17 protein-coding genes and 1 pseudogene are annotated in these 18,247 nt (G+C 53.0%); 5 read left to right on the plus strand and 13 right to left on the minus strand.

Annotated features, from left to right (window positions below; genetic code table 11):
• Positions 1-11: 11 nt before the first annotated feature.
• A complete protein-coding gene (locus tag A3849_RS01540) occupies positions 12-755 on the minus strand; it encodes an IclR family transcriptional regulator (RefSeq protein WP_074109861.1) in 744 nt (247 codons plus the stop codon).
• Between the two features lie 340 nt (positions 756-1,095).
• Between A3849_RS01540 and A3849_RS01545 the strand changes: the two genes are divergently transcribed.
• Positions 1,096-2,094 carry an alpha/beta hydrolase gene (locus A3849_RS01545; RefSeq protein WP_074110049.1) on the plus strand — a complete coding sequence of 333 codons (999 nt, stop codon included), beginning with the start codon at positions 1,096-1,098 and terminating at the stop codon, positions 2,092-2,094.
• 159 nt (positions 2,095-2,253) lie between these two features.
• Positions 2,254-3,345 (plus strand): Fe-Mn family superoxide dismutase, encoded by a 1,092-nt coding sequence (locus tag A3849_RS01550; RefSeq protein ID WP_074109862.1) that lies wholly within the window; start codon positions 2,254-2,256, stop codon positions 3,343-3,345.
• A gap of 110 nt (positions 3,346-3,455) precedes the next feature.
• Here A3849_RS01550 and folE read toward each other — a convergent pair whose 3' ends face one another.
• The 5 genes and pseudogenes from folE to A3849_RS01580 all read right to left on the minus strand — a co-directional run bounded on the left by folE (position 3,456) and on the right by A3849_RS01580 (position 7,548).
• A complete protein-coding gene (folE, locus tag A3849_RS01555; protein ID WP_074109863.1) occupies positions 3,456-4,049 on the minus strand; it encodes a GTP cyclohydrolase I FolE in 594 nt (197 codons plus the stop codon).
• Positions 4,050-4,100: 51 nt separating this feature from the next.
• Positions 4,101-4,352, minus strand: coding sequence for a YneF family protein (locus tag A3849_RS01560; RefSeq protein ID WP_074086825.1), 252 nt, complete (start codon positions 4,350-4,352; stop codon positions 4,101-4,103).
• A 129-nt stretch (positions 4,353-4,481) separates the two neighbouring features.
• Positions 4,482-6,249 (minus strand): annotated as a pseudogene (gene queG / locus A3849_RS01570) (tRNA epoxyqueuosine(34) reductase QueG).
• A gap of 18 nt (positions 6,250-6,267) precedes the next feature.
• Entirely contained in the window at positions 6,268-6,885 is a 618-nt protein-coding gene (lepB, locus tag A3849_RS01575) for a signal peptidase I (RefSeq protein WP_083613326.1), read from the minus strand.
• A 243-nt stretch (positions 6,886-7,128) separates the two neighbouring features.
• Complete coding sequence (locus tag A3849_RS01580; RefSeq protein WP_074086822.1) at positions 7,129-7,548, minus strand: GNAT family N-acetyltransferase; 420 nt, start codon at positions 7,546-7,548, stop codon at positions 7,129-7,131.
• Positions 7,549-8,139: 591 nt separating this feature from the next.
• On the opposite strand from A3849_RS01580, the gene A3849_RS01585 reads away from it, so the two are divergent.
• Complete coding sequence (locus A3849_RS01585; protein ID WP_074109866.1) at positions 8,140-8,748, plus strand: superoxide dismutase; 609 nt, start codon at positions 8,140-8,142, stop codon at positions 8,746-8,748.
• 117 nt (positions 8,749-8,865) lie between these two features.
• Here A3849_RS01585 and mutY read toward each other — a convergent pair whose 3' ends face one another.
• Entirely contained in the window at positions 8,866-10,266 is a 1,401-nt protein-coding gene (gene mutY, locus A3849_RS01590) for an A/G-specific adenine glycosylase (protein ID WP_074109867.1), read from the minus strand.
• Positions 10,267-10,301: 35 nt separating this feature from the next.
• The gene (gene acpS / locus A3849_RS01595; protein WP_074109868.1) at positions 10,302-10,700 is read right to left on the minus strand and encodes a holo-ACP synthase; all 399 of its coding nucleotides are present in this window, start codon (positions 10,698-10,700) and stop codon (positions 10,302-10,304) included.
• Positions 10,701-10,933: 233 nt separating this feature from the next.
• On the opposite strand from acpS, the gene A3849_RS01600 reads away from it, so the two are divergent.
• Positions 10,934-11,752, plus strand: coding sequence for an alpha/beta hydrolase family protein (locus A3849_RS01600; RefSeq protein ID WP_074109869.1), 819 nt, complete (start codon positions 10,934-10,936; stop codon positions 11,750-11,752).
• A gap of 75 nt (positions 11,753-11,827) precedes the next feature.
• Here A3849_RS01600 and nadE read toward each other — a convergent pair whose 3' ends face one another.
• The 3 genes from nadE to A3849_RS01615 form a co-directional block, all read right to left on the minus strand.
• Positions 11,828-12,637 carry an ammonia-dependent NAD(+) synthetase gene (gene nadE / locus A3849_RS01605; RefSeq protein ID WP_074109870.1) on the minus strand — a complete coding sequence of 270 codons (810 nt, stop codon included), beginning with the start codon at positions 12,635-12,637 and terminating at the stop codon, positions 11,828-11,830.
• Positions 12,638-12,763: 126 nt separating this feature from the next.
• On the minus strand, positions 12,764-13,198 hold the full coding sequence (locus tag A3849_RS01610; RefSeq protein WP_074109871.1) for a BrxA/BrxB family bacilliredoxin: 435 nt from the start codon (positions 13,196-13,198) through the stop codon (positions 12,764-12,766).
• A gap of 107 nt (positions 13,199-13,305) precedes the next feature.
• Positions 13,306-15,039 carry a two-component system sensor histidine kinase NtrB gene (locus A3849_RS01615; RefSeq protein ID WP_143191702.1) on the minus strand — a complete coding sequence of 578 codons (1,734 nt, stop codon included), beginning with the start codon at positions 15,037-15,039 and terminating at the stop codon, positions 13,306-13,308.
• A 212-nt stretch (positions 15,040-15,251) separates the two neighbouring features.
• Here A3849_RS01615 and A3849_RS01620 point away from each other — a divergent pair, with 212 nt between their 5' ends.
• Complete coding sequence (locus A3849_RS01620; RefSeq protein ID WP_074109872.1) at positions 15,252-16,523, plus strand: BaiN/RdsA family NAD(P)/FAD-dependent oxidoreductase; 1,272 nt, start codon at positions 15,252-15,254, stop codon at positions 16,521-16,523.
• 207 nt (positions 16,524-16,730) lie between these two features.
• On the opposite strand, the gene A3849_RS01625 is transcribed toward A3849_RS01620, so the two are convergent.
• Both A3849_RS01625 and A3849_RS01630 read right to left on the minus strand, forming a co-directional pair.
• On the minus strand, positions 16,731-17,576 hold the full coding sequence (locus A3849_RS01625) for an anti-sigma factor (protein ID WP_074109873.1): 846 nt from the start codon (positions 17,574-17,576) through the stop codon (positions 16,731-16,733).
• Entirely contained in the window at positions 17,569-18,150 is a 582-nt protein-coding gene (locus tag A3849_RS01630) for an RNA polymerase sigma factor (RefSeq protein ID WP_074109874.1), read from the minus strand. Before A3849_RS01630 ends, A3849_RS01625 begins: the two co-directional genes overlap by 8 nt.
• Positions 18,151-18,247 lie beyond the last annotated feature (97 nt).

Genomic DNA, 18,247 nt, shown 5'->3' on the forward strand with positions numbered 1-18,247 from the left:
ACTTGGGTGCTTTAACCCATCATCAGACCCATTTCAGCAGCTTTTTCGGCCAAAATCACGGCATAATCCTCCAGTGTCTCGCGGGAAAGGCGGCTGACGGGTCCCGACAGGGAGAGCGCAGCGACCACATTCCCCGCCCTTCCGGTAATGGGCACCGCTACCGCTGCTGCACCCGGCTCCCGTTCCTCGAAGCTTGTTGCATAACCCCGGCGTGTAATGTCCTGCAATTGCTCCAAATACGTACTTCTGTCCACCGCCTCCGGCCAGTTCGGGTCGGCCAGCAAGCGGGCCTGTACCTCATGCGGAGCGTAGGCTGCAAGCACCTTGCTTGAAGCACCGACCGAGAGCGGAAGTCTCGCACCAATCTGTGCGACCCGGCGGATCGCCTGCCTGCTCTGCACCGCCTGGATGCGTACACGCTCCAGATCGTCGCGCAGATACAGACTGACCGTCTCTCCCAGTGAGTCGCGCAGCTTCTCCATGGCTGGAAGCAGCAGCGCCGCCGGTTCATCCAGTGTCGGCAGATGCGTCGACAACTCCCAGATGCGGATGCCCAGGCGGTACTTCTCCGTGGCTTCAATACGCAGAAGGAATCCCTTATCCTCAAGCGTAGTCAGCAGCCGGTGCACTGTGCTTTTGTGCAGGCTGATTCTGGAGGCAATTTCCGTCAGACTCAGATCACTTTCCTGTGTAAAGCACAGTAATATATCCAACGCACGTTCTACAGCGCGTACAGTCAGTTTTCGGTCTTCCACAGCACTCTCTCCTTCAACTGTTTCACCAAATGAAACCCGGTTACATTATTTAAGATATCCATTCTATCTTAGAGCAAATGCCCCGGGAAAGTCCAGCAGTTTCAGTGAGCGGAAAAGTCTGGGCGGCACTTTACAGTTAGATTACAAAAGCGGCGAATTCATTGACTTTGTAAGGTCATAATCATACGATTAAATATATGAATTATATAGCCTGCAGCAGAGAATGAACAGCACAATTTCTCACGCACACATTCTTTTTTTTCGTTGCAAATTACGGACCACTATAGGAGGGGACCTCATGGACTTAGCAACTACGCATACCGGTACACCGGTCTCCCGTATGCCGGGTGAGCGCACACCAAGTGCTGCACCCAAGCTTTCTTTGCGGATGGTTCGCGTTAAACATATTGTCGTTGCTTTGCTTTTGTCCGTTTTTTTCTTTTTTGTCTTCTGTTTCATCGCCTTGCATGGCTATATCGCCTGGGTGCTGTCCAACCCGACTGTAGCCCCGCTCTACTCCAATCCTTCATTGGCCAAGGGACTGGATTATAAGGATATCACCTTTCCGGCGCTGGATGGCAGCCGCATGATGCAAGGCTGGTACATTCCGTCGAAGGGCTCGACCAAGACCATCGTGTTCAGTCACGGCTATGGTGCCAACCGCGAGGAAACCTGGGTACCGATGTACGATCTGGCACATTATGCGCATAGCCTGAATTTCAACGTTGTCATGTTCGATTACGGCTTCGCTTCCAAGACCAATAAGGATATCGCCACCGGCGGCAAAAAAGAATCCAAGCAGCTCCTCGGAGCCATAAAGTACGCCAAGGAGCATGGGGCCAAAGAGATTGTAGTCTGGGGCTTCTCGATGGGGGCTGGTACCGCGCTTCAGGCAGGTCTTGTCACCAAGGATGTGGATGCCATGATTCTGGACAGCACCTTCCTGCTTGAGCCGGATACGCTGTACCATAACATCAAGCACAATATCGACCTCCCCCGCCAGCCCTCTCTGGAGATTATGGAACTGCTATTTCCGGTGCTGAACGGTACAGGATTGAATCAAATCCCTTACTCCAAGGTCAAGGCGGAGGATTACCCTTTCCCTACACTGTTCCTGCACGGCACCAAAGATGACAAGGCGCCATATCCGATTGCAGAAGAACTTGCGGCGAATCAAAGCAACCCTTACTCGGATTCCTGGATCGTGCAGGACAGTCATCATGAGTTGCTGTTCCGTGAGCACCCCCGTGAATATCTGCGCCGTGTGTCCGCTTTTCTGGGCAATGTGCAGTTGGCCAAGGCCGAGCAGAACAAGCAGACGTTAGCCGCAAGCAAATAATATCACGCCGGCGATTCTTCCCGGTATGCTTCAGACCCCATAGCGTGCAGGATGTTACCACTACATCCTTGCATGCTATTTTTGTGTGAAGCAGACTAAACTGCTGACTCCGTACATAGAATGAACTGATGAAGACCTATGACGGGGGGACTGCATGCAATGTTAGAGTTATACGGGCCACCGCTGCCCGCGCAGATTCTCGAAGAGATTATATTCTGGAAAAAACAAGAGCAGGAGCACACGGTTGTCATCAAGGCGATTGTCCCACAGCTCGAGGAGCCGTATGTGAAGCTGCTCGATGAATGGGCCGTTGTCTTTGAGTCCACCGGGCAAGCGGCTCGCCAGCTGCTTGAGACCTCATCAGGCTGCAGTCCTGCAGAACTAGCTGCCGCAGCAGCACCGCTCATCCAGGTGGCCTGTGCCCAATCCCGGGAGTTCATCCGCCAGCTGTATGCCCTGATGGAGGGGAGCGCCGCTGTAAAAGCCCAGCCGCTGGCTGGAACCGTGCTGCTGCATATAATCCGGGAGTCAGAGTATTTCGTAAATACTCTGGGTGCCCTTACAATGCCCCGCGATGCTCCCGCTACTCTGACTCCCCCGGATTCCGAAAGCCGGGAGCCGGGCCCTGTTCCGATCGGAGGCCACACCCTGCCGCCTCTCCCCTATGCCTATAATGCACTGGAGCCGTATATCGACGAAAAGACCATGCGAATCCATCATGACAAGCACCACCAAAGTTACGTAGACGGACTGAATAAGGCAGAGAAAAAACTGGCCGAAGCCCGAAAAACCAGGGATTTTGATCTAGTGAAGCATTGGGAGCGGGAGCTTGCCTTCAACGGAGCCGGCCATTACCTGCATACGATCTTCTGGAATGTCATGTCTCCGCAAGGCGGCGGGCGTCCGACCGGGGCACTGCTGGATGCCATAGAGCACAGCTTCGGCAGCTACGAGGCCTTCAAGGAACAGTTCACGGAGGCGGCCAATAAAGTGGAGGGCGGAGGCTGGGCAATTTTGGTCTGGAGTCCGCGGAGCCACAGACTGGAAATCCTGACAGCGGAGAAGCATCAAAATCTCTCCCAATGGGATGTCGTTCCTCTGCTGACCCTGGATGTGTGGGAACACGCGTATTATCTTAAGCATCAGAATAACCGCGCCGATTATATCAAGGACTGGTGGAAGGTTGTGAATTGGCCCTATGTCTCTGAAAGATTCACCGCCGCCCGCAAGCTTGTATGGCAGCCTTATTAACGAAGGACAGCACCATACTCCGGCCGGGCGCAGAAAAAGAGCCGTTCCGTCACCTCGCAGTGATGGAAGGGCTCTTAATCTTATGAAGCAACGGGGCATGCCCCAGTATTCTATTCCTTGATCAAGGCCAGAAACTCCGCCCGGGCGGCAGCGTCCTCACGGAAGGTCCCTCGCGTTGACATGGTTACCGTCTTACTGCCGGGCTTTTTCACCCCGCGGCTGCACATGCAGAGATGCTCCCCTTCCACAACGACCATCACACCATGCGGATTCAGAACCTCTGTCATAATATCGGCAATCTGTGCTGTAATGCGTTCTTGCACCTGAAGGCGCCGGCTTACGGCCTCCACGAGACGGGCCAGCTTGCTGAGCCCTGCAATCCGTCCGCTCGGAACATACCCGATATGCACCTTTCCGAAGAACGGGGCCATATGATGTTCGCACTGGCTATAGTAGACGATATCCTTTACGATCACCAGTTCTTCATGAGACTCATCGAAGGTCACACCGAGCGCCTCACGGGGATCAATCGAATAACCGCCGAATATCTCCTCATACATCCGTGTAACTCTGGCCGGTGTTTCCAGCAGCCCTTCGCGGCCGGTGTCTTCACCGATCAGCTCCAGTATTTTCTCTACGTGGTACTCGATTTGCTCACGGTTCGCAGCAACCTTGCCATTCATGTAATCTTTGACGCCCCCCATGAAGCCTCCCCCTTCCGTACCCGTATCTAATTCCAATTTATCCGGGACCGGTTACTTGCCTTTACGGCCTTGTCTTTTGCCCGCGGCTGGTGCGCGTCCCGGCTGATTATTGTTCTTCATCATCTGCTGGGCACGCTGCATCTGCTTTCCGTTCAAGTTATACCCCATCTGTTTGGCAACCTTCTGCAGCATTTCAGGATCATTCTGCATCGTTGTCATTTGTCTGCGCAGATAATACACCCCGATAAAAAATCCGCCGATCAGACCTACGACAAGCGTAATAATAGGCAATGCAATGTTCATCCAAAGTCCACCTCTTACTCTATTGTCTGCAATGCCGCTCTAGGCACGCGAATCTATCATAGCATTTCAACAACTGGACAGCAATTGGCAAATACAATGAAACAGGTCACTGCAAATACTAAAACTATATTAAAAAAGATAGGCTCCCATTCCGTCCGCCATGCCGTGCTCCGCCTCCAGCTGCAGCAGCCGGCTTTTGATCCCCAGCCCTCCCGCATAACCGACAAGAGTACCACCTGAACCGATGATCCTGTGGCACGGCACTATTACCGGCACAGGGTTGCGGTTATTGGCTCCGCCCACAGCCCGGACCGCCTGCGGATTGCCAATCTTGGACGCAATATCCTTATACGAGGCTGATTCGGCGTATGGCACAGCACATAGTGCTTCCCAGACCTGCCGCTGGAACACAGTACCCCGCAAATCCAGCGGCAGCGAGAATTCTCTCAGCTCACCGGCAAAATAGGCTTCGAGCTGCTGAACAGCCTCTAATAATCTGGATGAATCCTTATGCAGCTTGACCTGGCCCATTTGCACTTTGATCCACTGGCTGATACCTGAAGCTGTATCGCGAAGCATACCGAACTTTACAAGACACAGCCCCGCCTCTGTTGCGCAGAGGGTAAGCGGGCCAATTGGAGAATCCATTTCCTCATAAAATACAGGCTTCTCCATGCAAGCCGTATCTGCCACTGTCTCAGTCATCTTCCTGAACCTCCTCCTGCAGCAGGAGCTTGTCCCGCGAGCGCTCAAGCATTTCCCGGACCGTATTGTCCTCTTCCTCTTGCAGCGCCAGCTTCACTGCCGTTAGCGCTTCTTCGCCTCCGATACGTCCGAGCGCCCAGGCAGCACTCCCACGCATCTCCGGGCGGGTTTCCTTCAGCAGAATCTCAGTCAGCTTCGGCACAGCCGCAGTCTCCTTGAAATTCCCGAGCGCGATCACCGCATTGCGCTGAATCGGCTTCTTGCCACGCCAAGCTGCAGAGCTGCTTCCGAACTGCTCCTTGAACTCGCGGTTGCTGAGTTCGAGAATCGGCAGCAGCAGCGGCTTGACGATCTCGGGATCAGGCAGAAGCTCGGGACGGTGATCCCAATTCTTCGCCCGGTTCTTCGGACAGACGATCTGGCAGGTATCGCAGCCGTATAGCCGATTGCCGATCTTGGTCATGTATTCATCGCTTAGAAAGCCCTTCGTCTGCGTCAAATACGAAATACAGGCCTGGGCATTCAACTGCCCGGGACCCACCAGGGCCCCTGTAGGACAAGCGTCGATACACTTTGTGCAATCTCCGCACCCCTCCTCTACCTGTGCATCCGGCGGAAAAGGGATATTCGTCACCATCTCTCCGAGATATATCCATGAGCCCCATTGGGGGGAGATGATACTGCAGTTTTTACCGCTGAATCCGATGCCCGCCCGCTCTGCGACGGCCCGATCGACCAGCACTCCGGTATCCACCATGCTCTCTAGCTCTGCTCCCGGCACACGTTCCCGGATGAAGCCTTCCAGCTTGCCGAGTGCCTCCCGCAGGACATGATGATAATCCCGCCCCCAGGAGGCACGGGCCAGAATACCGCGCCGTGCACCCGGCTCCGACTTGGGCGGATTCTCCATTTTGGAGGGATAAGCTACAGCAATGGCGATAATGGACATCGGCTGCCCCCCGGACTGCAGGGCCGGGATGGTCCGCTTGTCAAGATCCGGCTCCTCGAACCCCGAATCATACCCGTTGTCACGGTGCTCCTGGAGCCTATTTTTCAGATATAAAAACGGCTCCGCAGTCGCAAACCCGATATCATCAATACCGAGTTCCGAAGCGGCAGCCTTAATTTCAGCTTTGAGACCTTCCCATTTCGAAGGCGGTGGGGCATAGGATGTCTGAATGTTATTGTTCATTACCGCCTTCTCCTTCACTTATAGTGCACTTGCCTTGCCAAAGGGCCACCAGATAAACGCAGCTTTGCCGACCAGAAGGTCCTCTGAAACGGCACCAAAATACCGGCTGTCCTTGCTCGCACCCGCATGCCGGTTATCCCCCATCACAAAATAGGTCCCCTTATCAAGGGTAAGCTGGGCAAAATCCGGGTCTTGTATTTCCGTATCCACATAAGGCTCATCTTTAAGCTTGCCGTTCACATACAGCTTATGGTTCCGCACTTCTACCTTGTCACCCGGTATCCCGATGACCCGTTTCACCAGGTATTCCTTGCGGTCTGGTCCGGTGCTTGGATCATGAAGAACAATCACATCTCCACGCCCTGGACTGGCAAAGACCAGTGAGATCTTGTTAATAATCAATTTCTCGCCCTCCAGCAGCGTCGGCTGCATAGATTGGCCGATAACCGTTGAGACGTTGAACACAAATATATTGAGCAGTGACATCAATGCGAAAATAACTGCGGCAGTAAAGAACCAATTCCGCAGATCGCGGACCCAGCCCCGTCCCGGTGCAGAGCCGGGGTTCCCATGGGTAACGGACCGGTATCGTTGCCGGCGGCTCCGCATGAAATCTTCTTTAAGCTCCTGGTTCATAGGCCACCTTCTTGCTTCTCATTGGTCATTCAAGTCCATAACAATAGAAAAGCATATCTCCCGGCCATTTGCAATGGACTGTGGGAAGATATGCTTCAGTATAATAAATCAGACTATGCAAGCACGTACTCCATCCTAAAATAAGCATGTAATCCTATTCATGATCATTGAAGACGTAACCATTGCTATAGTTCTCTACTCTAGAAAATGTTTCCGCTTACGCAGCACCGGAATCAAAGTTCCTTATCCGACAATGCTTAGCTTCCGTACTGACTTGAAGATTTGATCCTCGCCATAACCCATGGCTTCATACAGCGGCAGGGCAAATGAATTATGCTCATCAACCGCTACAAAAATACCACTGACCTTGCGGGCCTGAAACTTGTGTTCCATCGCCGATACAAGACCTCTGCCAATGCCTTTGCGGCGGTAGTCGGGATGAACGGCAATGCGGAAATAGCAGCCGTGATTCTTCTCGATCGTACCAATCAGCGCACCAACAATCTCTCCTTCATCCTCAGCAACAACAATGAGATCGGAATCCCATGAAAGCTGCCTGGAGAAAGGCTCGATAGTGCTCTCGAAACATTCTTCCGACAATGCGGTCTGCAGCAGTTCAGTCACAGGGGTAACGTCGCTTAATTGAAAGGAACGAACGTGCATTCTTTAAATCTCCCTTTTCTATGGCTTAGAATTTAACAAAAAGAAGGAGTTCCCGTAACAGCGTGGAGAGGAAAAAAAGAAAAGCAAAAAATTGCCTTTCGAAGAAGTCGCAATTCTGTCTTAGGCAGTAGCTTTTCATGCGACTAAAGAAGTATTAACTTAATGTTAAACAGTTTATAGCTTCTTTAAACTTCAAAAAACGAGGAATACCTGCTTTTAAGTCTATTAAAGCATACTTTTCTGGCGATATCATCATTTTTCTTTTGAAAGCGCTTGATATAAAGCGTTTACATAGAATAATGTTACAGAAATTCGTTAAATAGGGCGTTAAGGCCATGTAAACGAATGCCGGGGGCGGCCCCTTTCGATTTTAACACAGCGTTAACACATGCGGTTAGCTTTTCATAGTCTCAACTTTACAAACATTAATGTTTGTTTAATGTTGCATTATTGTTCCAGATACGGTTTAATAATAGTATCTTATCAGGTACATAACCTATAAGGTTCGTCGGAAATAAGGGGTTTTGACGTCAAGACCGCCAAAATTCTTTATCTATACAAATTCTAATAACACTCAGGAGGGATTTTTCCATGGCATTTCAATTACCGGCACTTCCTTATCCGAACAACGCTCTCGAACCGCACATCGACGCATTGACGATGGAGATTCACCATGACAGGCACCATAACACATACGTGACGAATCTGAACGCCGCTCTGGAAAAGGCACCCGAACTGCAAAGCAAGAGCACTGATGAGCTTCTTACTGACCTGAACGCTGTACCTGAAGCGATCCGCACTGCTGTCCGCAACAATGGCGGCGGTCATGCCAACCACACTCTGTTCTGGGAAGTTATCGGACCGAATGGCGGCGGCGCACCAGCTGGCGCACTGGCCGCAGCCATCGACAGCGAACTGGGCGGCTTCGATAAATTCAAGGAAGATTTCGCTACTGCAGCAACTACCCGTTTCGGCAGCGGCTGGGCTTGGCTCGTTGTTAAGGACGGCAAACTGGCTGTAACAAGCACACCTAACCAGGACAACCCGATCAGTGAAGGCGCAACCCCTATCCTCGGCCTTGACGTATGGGAACACGCCTACTATCTCAACTACCAAAATAAACGTCCTGATTACATCAAAGCTTTCTGGAATGTAGTCAACTGGGAAGAAGTCGGCAAACGCTACGACAGCGCAAAGTAAGTAAAAGCAGCCCCGGGGCCGCTTAGTACAGTGTAATTGCACCTGAATATACGAAAACGGGTACCCTCCTAGATGGCGGGTACCCGTTTTTTGCTGTATCTCATGTAATAGCGACATTCAACTGGTCACCTGATTGGAATCTTGCTCATCAAAATAGTGATTCAGCAACTTCAAAAATACATTGGGAAAGGCGTAATTGGCCATATCCTCACGGTTGATCCATCGTACCGCCCCGCCGTCCTCAGGACTTCCGCTGCCGTCTGCGAATGGTTCTATTGCTACGCTGTCCTCAGCGAATAGCCCAGGAGAAGCTACCGTGTACATGCCTGCAAGGCTGTTTCCCGGTATAGGGTTCCCAACCGGTACGTCATCACCATCAGCAGGTTGCCCCGCTCTGCCCGCGGCGTCAGGCAGACCGGCGTCCCCGGCACCCGGGGACTGCCCGGCAGCATACGCCGTCCGCCCTTCCGCCGCCAGCGGCAGCGCGCGGACATCCTCTTCCCTGCAGCGGTATACCTGCAGGGTCCACACAATATGGCTGAATGTATGCTCCGCAGCCATCCAGTGCTTAGCAGGCCGGGCGGGAATCCCGGCCTGCCTCAGGGACCGGCGCAGCCGGTCCAGCGCCGCGGCCTCCGGCAGCAGCGCGCCTGATGCGCCGCCCTCTGCAGGCGGCGCAGGCCAGTGCGGCAGCTCCCACATGCGGGCTAAAAGCCCGCTGGATGGCCGCTGCCGGATGAGCACCCGGCCCGCGTGCTCGCCGCGGCCCTCCACCAGGGCCGCCAGCCGCTCCTCGGGGCGCGGCGGCTTGGCCTTGGTCTTGACGGGCAGCGATGTCTCGCAGCCCGCCAGCCGCGCAGCGCAGTGCTCCATCACCGGGCATGGAAGGCAGCGCGGTGACTTCGGCGTGCATACAAGCGCGCCAAGCTCCATCAGCGCCTGGTTGAAATGCGAGGCTTCGCCCTCAGGAATCAGCTCTGCCGCCAGGCGCTCCATGGCAACGCGGGTAGGTCCCTTGGCGATATCATCCTCAATGAGGAAATACCGGGACAATACCCGCATCACATTGCCGTCCACCGCCGGCTCCGGCCGGTTAAAGGCAATACTGAGGATAGCTCCTGCTGTGTAAGGGCCTACGCCTTTGAGGTCGAATACGGCATCACGGTCATTCGGAACCTGCCCGCCATACTGCTCTTTTACCTGCCTTGCGGCATGCTGCAGATTCCGGGCACGCGAATAGTAGCCGAGTCCCTCCCAGCACTTCAGCACTTCTTCTTCAGGGGCATCGGCCAGCGACTCCACCGTTGGAAAACGCTCAATAAAGCGGTTGAAATACGGAATCACCGTATCCACCCGGGTCTGCTGCAGCATAATCTCCGAAATCCAGATATAATAAGGATTCCGGTGGCGCCGCCAGGGCAAATCCCGTTTTTGACCCTGATACCATTCCAGCAGAAACCGGCTGAAGAATAACTTGGCTTCCTGCTGTGCTTTACCTTGTTGTTCATGTGTCGTCATGGTTATTCTCCTTGCCGTTCATTTATTAGACTATTTTAATGGGCCGGCAACCGCTCCACCACAACGAATGCCGAGGCCAAATCGCGGCTGTGCGTAATGGTAAGGTGGATGGCATAATCCGGTTCCGGCAGCATCAGCCGGTCCCATGCCGCAGCGGAGAGTGAGGCTACCGGCTTGCCCTGGGTATCCGGCAGAATTTCAATATCCTGAAAGCCTAAGGTATGCCCAATTCCGCATCCGAACGCCTTAACTACCGCTTCCTTGGCCGAGAATCGCCCGGCTATGAACTCCGCTGCATTCCCGCCCCTGCTTCTGGCCAGTACCAGCTCCTGCCCGGTAAGAATCCGGCGGATAAACCGGTGGCCTAAATTACCGTCTGCTATCCTTACAATCCGCCCGATTTCCAGCACATCATGTCCAATTCCGTATATCAAAACTTCACGCCCCCCGTACTCCCGCAGTCATAGACTGCCTCATATTGCCTTCTATCCTTAATAGCGTGCAAATGGTATGATCTTCCTACAGAAGGACTACAATCTCATACTGGACAAAGGTCTTTGAACCTTTGAATGGAGTAGTATAAATTATAGTCTTGGTTCAAGCTTTCTGCTATCTTAAAAGAAAAAGCCGCTGAAGTCTATTTTCGCAAGGAAAGGGAGATTGCCCTATGCCCCGTAATTTCGAATTGCCCGCAGGCGAGGATGCTGTCCTGCGTTGTTCCCATTTCCCGTCCCGAGTCAAAGCTAGAAGCCTGATTGTCATTGCTCATGGCTACAAGGGCTTCAAGGATTGGGGGATGTTCCCTTATACTGCAGAGGCGCTTAGTGATGAGCATGAGGTCGTCACCTTCAACTTCTCGCATGCCGGAATTGGCGAGGATCTGCAAAACTTCACCGAGCTGGAGAAGTTCGCCCGCAACACGGGTCAACGTGAGATCAGAGATTTGGAAATTCTGCTCTCCTACCTCAGCCAGCATCACAAATTTGGAGGTCTGCCCGTATTTCTGCTCGGTCACAGCCTAGGCGGCGGGATATGTCTGCTCTACGCTCTCGATCATCCCGAGGCAATTACCGGCGTGATCTCCTGGAACGGTGTCACTAGTATCGATTTGCTCACAGAAGACCAAAAGCGTGAAATGAGAGCGAAGGGCCGGACCTATGTGCTTAATGGACGTACAGGTCAGCAAATGCCGCTGGATGTTATAATTCTAGAAGATCTGGAACAGCAAGCCGAACGCTACAACATCCTGGAGCGGATGAAGCAGGCCACCTTCCCGGTCGTCCTGATCCAGGGAAGCGAGGATGGAGAGCGGCTCCGCCGCGGTTCAGAACAATTGACCCTCTTACGCCCGGATATTGAATGGTCGCAGATTCCCGGAGGCAATCATACCTTTGGTACCGTTCATCCTTTTGCCGGGACTACTCCCGGGCTGGAGCAGGCGATTAATGCTTCCAAGGCGTTCATTGGCCGTACTCTGGCGGAATAGCGAATCACATGAAGAACCGCCGGAGCGGCTGCGATTGAAGGCAGCGGCCCGGCGGTTTTTGATATAATCCCTTTTTCAGATCCCCGGAATCACATTACGCTTATGCGCGGTTCTCCGGTAAAAGCTTTCCAGCTTCCTGGCGGCTTCAGAACTGACCGTTTTCCCTTCCAGGTAATCGCTATTCTCCTCATAGGTGATACCCAGCTCCGTCTCATCCGTCTGTCCCGGCCATAGGCCCGCTGTCGGCGGTTTGGTAACAATGTCCGCAGGTACACCCAGGAATGCAGCCAGCTGACGCACCTGACGTTTGTTCAGCGAAGACAGCGGCGTAATATCCACGGCACCATCGCCCCATTTGGTATAGAAGCCGGTTATGGCCTCAGAAGCATGGTCTGTTCCTACTACCAGCAGATTGTTCTCAAAGGCCAGTGCATACTGCATCACCATACGCGTTCTGGCCTTCACATTGCCTTTGCCCTGATGAGTGATGTGACGGTGCTGCCCAAGCGATTTCAGGCTGTGCTCCACCTCAAGTGCAATCTCATTGACCGCTTCCTCGATATTGGTCTCTACCTTATGCGTCAATGCAAAGGCCTCTGCTACCGCATAGCTGTGGGCGATATCCTCCTGTTCGCCATAAGGCTGGAACACGCCAAGCGTGATATATTCCTTGCCTTCTCCAGCTGTAAGCTCATCGGTTGCCCTTTTGCACAGACCTGCAGCTACCGCACTGTCTACCCCGCCGCTAATCGCGATCAACAGCCCTGTTGCCCCTGCTTCCAGAATATACGCTTTCAAAAAATCCACCCGTTTCCGGACTTCCGCCTCCACATCAATAGATGGCTTAACACCGAGGGCGGCAATAATCTCTTCCTGCATACTCAAGTACGTACACCCCGATTCGCAGCATAGCTGCGGTTATTCTTGCGTAAATATAAATTATTTTCAAAAAAGTCCCGCAGACAACCGGACTTCCGGCAGCCTGCGAGACCGAGTAATGCTGGCATTATTTTATTGACACAAGCGGTTGAATACATCCTTCAGCTCAGCAGCAATTTCAGCAGCCGAACGGTCTTCAACACCGTGACGTTCGATGAAGTGAACAAGCTCCCCATCCTTCATCAGCGCAATGGAAGGCGAAGAAGGCGGATACGGTGCAAAATACTCGCGTGCTTTGGCTGTTGCTTCTTTCTCTTGGCCGGCGAATACGGTGAACAGGTGATCCGGCAGGATCTCGTTCTGCAGCGCCTGAGCTACACCCGGACGGCATTGACCGGCGGCACAGCCGCAGACCGAATTAACAACAACTAGTGAGGTACCTTTGGAGGCAGGAAGAGCTGCTTCCACCTCTTCCGGAGTCAAAAGCTCCTGAAACCCGATGCTTGTCAGATCATCGCGCATGGGCTGGATGGAATCCTTCATATATTGATTAAATGACATGGACATTCAATGCACTCTCCTTTATCCTTAAAATATTTGTCAAAACCGCGTTGCAGCAGGATTTACTAACTTTATTATACATACATACTCTGTGAAAGCAAGCAGAACCAGCCTCACTGTTCTTGGCCGGGAGGGATATCGCTGGAGGGAAAATAAGAGGTTTCCTTTGCGGCGGCAGCTTCCTGGCTGGCCTCCTGCCCGTAAGGAAAAGAAATGATAAAAGCCGTACCTTTGCCTTCTTGGGAATCTACCGTAATACTGCCATGATGCCGCTCGGCAATGCTTAGGCATAGTGGAAGACCGAGGCCGGTCCCCTGGCTTTTTGTTGTGTAAAAAGGCACAAATAATTTCTCCAGCTGACTCTGCGGAATCCCGCTTCCCGTATCCTGTATGACCAGCTCCACCCTGTCCTCATGGATACGCGTCTCCAGATACAACACCCCCTTAGGCTCCATCGCTTCCATTCCATTGCGGGCCAGATTAAGGATAAGCTGCTTGATTTCCCTGGAGTTGAGTTGAAGCAGCGGGAGGGACGGACATAATCTCAGCTCTACGCTTTGACCACGGAGATTGGCATCAGCCCAGAGAAGCGGGGATAGTTCTTCTATTATATGATGCAGCTGAACAGTCTCCTTGTTCGATATCCGGCTCTGGGCAAGGGAGAGAAAGTCATTGATAATGCTGTTGGCCCGGTCCAGCTCTTCCATAATAATCTGATAATACGAGTCCATCTCTCCGGGGCTTTTTTCCCGCATAAGCTGCAGAAATCCGCGCACCACCGCCATCGGATTGCGGATTTCATGGGTGATTCCCGCCGCCATCTGCCCAACCAGGGTCAGCCGCTCCACATGATCCAGTTCGCTGCGGAATTTCTCTTCCTCGGTCAGGTCCTGGACAACCACAACCCTCCCCCCAGATATGCCGCCCAATCCTTGCTGCAGAGGTGCAGAGAATACATCATAAGTCCTGGAATCATAGTGAAGTTTCTCGTTGTACCGTTGTTTGTGCAATACGTTATCCGCCATACGCTTTAAGACCTGGCTATCCAGCTCTTTACAGAACAGCCGCTCTACCCGCTGTCCTAGAATAGCCTCTTTTGTAATCAGGGGATCATGCTGGCGGAAAAGGTTCAGCATATATTCATTAAGTTCGGTTACACAGCCCATATCATCCAGAGACATAATACTGACCGGCACGACATCGGTAATCTGCTGCAGCCTCTCCGATTCCCTTTCCAGCTTCTCAGAGATTCCCTTCATCTGTTTCTGGATCTCCAGCCGGTCCCAAGCGGTTTCGATAAAGTAAATAAAGCTGCCGCCCAGGACCACCGAGACAAACAGGTAGAGCACGGCCACACCCATTTCTTTGGATGGGGTATCATACAGGTTGTGCCCATGCATTTTGGGCGCAAGGACAATAAACAGCATGCTCGGAAACAGTACACCCCAGAGGATGGCAATTTTGCTTAGCGTCCTGCCGTTCTTGAACGGCTTCGCCATGCCGAACAGCAGCGGATACAGCAGTACCCCTGTGTTCAGCACCAGATTGCTTATACCGGAAGGCTCCGAGAATAATATAGTGCATAGAACAAAAAATATGGCCAGGCTGACCCCCGAACGGAAGCCAGCGTATAGAACACCGATATAAGCCGGTATAATAGCTAAATTCAGATAGATCACACCAAACAGCGTCGTGGACAGAATCATGCAGAACACAACGCTTAATGCACAACTGATAATCAAAAAGGACTGGTCATCCGGGAATTTCCCGTTCCTGCGGACTATGTGGCTCTGATCAAGCCACCACTGGAACAAGAACAGAAAGGAGCAGGCAGATGTTATTTGCAATAAAATATCCTTTACCGCGTAAATAATTGCAATCACTCCCCAAATTGGACAAATCACCCTATGCCATTTGATTAAATCATAACCTTGCAGTCCTGACAATGTAATTCACTGTCTCGCCCACAGGCCCTCTGGCCCCGCCGTAGCCATAATGGTATGATGCCGTTAAGGGTGCACAATTGGCATCTTGTCTTCATATGTAAAGGAGCAGATTTATGAGCAGTAACTATGATGTAATTATCATCGGAGGCGGACCTTCGGGGCTTATGGCCAGTGTGGCTGCTGCCGGGTATGGAGCGGCAGTTCTGCTGATTGATAAAGGGGCCAAGCTTGGACGGAAGCTGGGGATCTCCGGGGGGGGACGCTGCAATGTGACCAATATCAAAGAGACCTCCGAGCTGATCTCCCATATCCCCGGCAACGGCCGTTTCCTGTACAGCGCATTTGACCATTTCAACAATCAGGATATTATCGAATTTTTTGAGAATCTGGGGATTGCCCTAAAAGAAGAAGACAACGGGCGGATGTTTCCCGTATCCGATAAAGCCTCCAGCGTCGTCTCTGCGCTCATCAGCAAAGTGCGAAGCCTTGGTGTAGAGATTATAACCGACAGTCCGGTGGCAGAGGTTCTCTATACAAATGGTGTGGTGGAGGGCGTCCGGCTGACATCGGGCAAAAAACTGGGCGCCCGTTCCGTGGTCATCGCCACAGGCGGCAAATCTGTACCGCAGACTGGCTCCACCGGAGACGGATATCCGTGGGCTGAGGCCGCCGGACACACCATTACGGAGCTGTTCCCTACGGAGGTGCCTATCCTGTCACAGGAGGAATGGATCAAATCCGGGGAACTGCAGGGCTTGTCCCTGCGGGATGTAACACTAACGGTCTGGAATCCGAAGGGCAAGCGGGTCATTGCCCACCGGGGCGATATGATCTTCACCCATTTTGGCCTCTCCGGGCCGATTGCGCTGCGTTGCAGCCAGTTCCTGCGGCAGGTTCAGCGCAAATCGGGAACCAACGCCGTAGAACTGTCCATCGATCTTTTCCCTGACCTGAACCCGCAGGAGATGGAGGAGCAGCTGCAGAACAAACTGGAGCTGGAGCCGAAAAAGGCTATACGCAACTCACTGAAGGGCCTGCTGCCGGAGCGGATGATTCCTCTGCTGCTGGCTAAGACTGGACTCGACGGTGATACTACCGGACATCATCTGCCCAAAACCGGGCTGCAGTCGCTCGCAGCGCTTCTGAAGCGGATGCCGGTTCAGGTTCATGGCACCCGTTCTCTGGCGGAAGCCTTTGTTACTGGCGGCGGCGTTAACCTGAAAGAAATTGATCCCCGGACCATGGAATCGAAACTGATGCCGGGACTGTTCTTCTGCGGTGAAATACTGGATATCCACGGATATACCGGCGGGTACAATATTACCGCCGCGTTCTCCACGGGATATACGGCGGGCATGCATGCGGCAAGGCCGCACGGGGAATAACCCTCCGCACCTCACTTCCGGCAGATTTGTCTTGAATGTAAAAAGCCAGCCTCCGTTTGCTTAGGAGGCTGGCTTTTGGGGTTTGATAACTTACCAGTAGAGCATCTTGCTCTAGCTGGTTGTAACGGACTGAGGGGCACTTATGGGCCTGTAAAAGCCTGATGGAGAGACGATAAGCCCATCACGGTCCGTTAGCCGGTTAAGCGGCTACCCTTCAATCTTGGCGATGAGTATTGGCCGCCCTCTGGGCTGCTCCCCCTGCCCATCCGGTTCAAGTGTAATCGCCACGGTATCATAGCCCTGGGGATCAAAGGTATAGTACATCGCACCTGTCCCTGCGGAAGACAGGAAGGTCCCGGCGCTTTTCTTAACATCGCCCTTGATCAGCCAGACCTGGAATGCCTCGCTTCCACTAAGTTCAGGCAGCTTCTCCGCCTGCACCAGCAGATGGGTGCCTTTGGCATCAATAACGATTGTCGCGAGGCCCTTGGCCACAATGTCCTGTGCCGCAGGACCAAGCTGGACCACCTCATTTACTTTTAGCTCAGTGGAAGGGGCTCCGGTCAGTGCAAGCTGCTTCTTCAACCCGCTGACATCCCGCTGCAGGGAAGCAGAATAGATGGCAAGCGCTGCTGCAGCTACAGCCAATATAGCGCATGCACCGCGCAAAAGGCTGTTGCGGCTCAACGGAGTTGTCTTCACTTTGCCAGCTGACGGAGAGAAAGGAGTTTCCGGTGCGGGAGCCGGTGGCACTATGGTTTCATGAGCACCGCGTACGGTGCTCCGTTCCAGAGCATCTGCAAGGGATGTCTTCTTGCTCTCTCCCACAGCCAGCACCCGGCCCAGCACACGCTCCTTCATTCCCTCCGGCGGTGACATTTCCTCCGAAGCGAGAGGCAGCACATCCACAATCTCTCTCAGCTCTTCCACTACCTTCCGGCAATCCGCACAGCCCGTCAAGTGCGTCTCAAACTCCAGACGTTGCTCTTCGTCCAGCCCGCCCAGCGCATACAGCTCTGCCCATTCACAGATTTGATTGTCCGCTTCATCCATGGTAGCCTTCCCTCCTTTCCTGAGCCTTAAAATGCTTCTTCAGCTGCTTCAGGGCCAGCCGCACGCGGCTTTTGACCGTCCCCAGCGGAAGGTTGTACCTCGCTGCAACCTCTTGCTGTGTCATGCCTCCATAAAAAATGGAGTCAATGACCTGCAATTGATCGCGGCTAAGCGCGGACAGTACTTCACGCATGCGCTGGCCTTCCGTTCTCATTTCAACCACAGCCGCAGGTTCCAAGGACTCGTCAGCCACGGCATGCAGCGCAGCATTTTCCACAGGTACTCCCCGGTCCCTGACCGACTTGCGACGCAGCATATCTACCGCTATATTGCGCGTGAGCGCAAACATCCAGGTTGTTAGCTTGCCCTGGGATTCATCATACCGCTCACTATGCGTCCATACACGCAGAAACAGCTCCTGTACAACCTCCTCGGCTGCCATGGCGTCCTGTACCATCCTGTAGGCAAAGGAGTATATCACCTTTTCATAACGGTCATAGAGGTTTTCCAGCGCCGCAGGTTCCTTGTCTCCAATGCGTTTCATCAACTCTCTGTCATCCAGAGCTTCTGTCATAAGGGAACCCCTCTCATTAATCTCCCTCTATATTAACCTTCGCGGGAAACTTTGAAGAGGATTACTTTTATTCGGAAAAAATCCGTTTTACAGCTGT

Origin of the sequence: Paenibacillus sp. P46E (genome assembly GCF_001909095.1) — a bacterium.
Lineage (GTDB): Bacteria > Bacillota > Bacilli > Paenibacillales > Paenibacillaceae > Paenibacillus_AQ > Paenibacillus_AQ helianthi.

What these genes read in the sequence shown, in the direction of transcription:
- A3849_RS01545 (WP_074110049.1), top strand. Translation starts at nt 1,096, where the DNA reads ATGCCGGGTGAGCGCACACCAAGTGCTGCACCCAAGCTTTCTTTGCGG.
- A3849_RS01550 (WP_074109862.1), top strand. Translation starts at nt 2,254, where the DNA reads ATGTTAGAGTTATACGGGCCACCGCTGCCCGCGCAGATTCTCGAAGAG.
- folE (WP_074109863.1), bottom strand. Translation starts at nt 4,049, where the DNA reads ATGGGGGGCGTCAAAGATTACATGAATGGCAAGGTTGCTGCGAACCGT.
- A3849_RS01560 (WP_074086825.1), bottom strand. Translation starts at nt 4,352, where the DNA reads ATGAACATTGCATTGCCTATTATTACGCTTGTCGTAGGTCTGATCGGC.
- lepB (WP_083613326.1), bottom strand. Translation starts at nt 6,885, where the DNA reads ATGAACCAGGAGCTTAAAGAAGATTTCATGCGGAGCCGCCGGCAACGA.
- A3849_RS01580 (WP_074086822.1), bottom strand. Translation starts at nt 7,548, where the DNA reads ATGCACGTTCGTTCCTTTCAATTAAGCGACGTTACCCCTGTGACTGAA.
- A3849_RS01585 (WP_074109866.1), top strand. Translation starts at nt 8,140, where the DNA reads ATGGCATTTCAATTACCGGCACTTCCTTATCCGAACAACGCTCTCGAA.
- mutY (WP_074109867.1), bottom strand. Translation starts at nt 10,266, where the DNA reads ATGACGACACATGAACAACAAGGTAAAGCACAGCAGGAAGCCAAGTTA.
- A3849_RS01600 (WP_074109869.1), top strand. Translation starts at nt 10,934, where the DNA reads ATGCCCCGTAATTTCGAATTGCCCGCAGGCGAGGATGCTGTCCTGCGT.
- A3849_RS01610 (WP_074109871.1), bottom strand. Translation starts at nt 13,198, where the DNA reads ATGTCCATGTCATTTAATCAATATATGAAGGATTCCATCCAGCCCATG.
- A3849_RS01620 (WP_074109872.1), top strand. Translation starts at nt 15,252, where the DNA reads ATGAGCAGTAACTATGATGTAATTATCATCGGAGGCGGACCTTCGGGG.
- A3849_RS01625 (WP_074109873.1), bottom strand. Translation starts at nt 17,576, where the DNA reads ATGGATGAAGCGGACAATCAAATCTGTGAATGGGCAGAGCTGTATGCG.
- A3849_RS01630 (WP_074109874.1), bottom strand. Translation starts at nt 18,150, where the DNA reads ATGACAGAAGCTCTGGATGACAGAGAGTTGATGAAACGCATTGGAGAC.